The 347-nt window shown below is 65.4% G+C and carries 1 protein-coding gene; it reads right to left on the minus strand.

Annotation, left to right across the window (positions count from 1 at the left end; genetic code table 11):
- The coding region (locus tag AC5P09_RS52210) for a carbohydrate ABC transporter permease (RefSeq protein ID WP_493880663.1) at window positions 1-347 on the minus strand (347 nt) is incomplete at both ends.

The raw sequence follows: 347 nt of genomic DNA on the forward strand, positions 1-347 counted from the left end.
GCGACCAGGTTGGGGTCGGTGAAGTACGCCCCGGTGAGGTTGTTCAGCGCCGAGGTGATCGGCATGTTCTCGCCGGTCGAGATGAGGACCAGGGCCCAGAAGAAGTCGTTGTAGATCCAGATGGACAGCAACGTGGCCAGCGCCGCCATCGCCGGGCGGCACAGCGGCAGCACGATCTGCCAGTACATGCGCCACACCGACGCGCCGTCCACCAGCGCGGCCTCGGTCAGCTCGTGCGGCAGCGAGCGCATGTAATTGCTCAGCACGAACGCGCAGAAGCCGGACTGGAACGCGACATGGATGAGGACGAGGCCGAGCGCGGAGTCGTACAGCTTGCCGCTCATGGT

It is taken from the genome of Streptomyces sp. a15 (assembly GCF_059026085.1).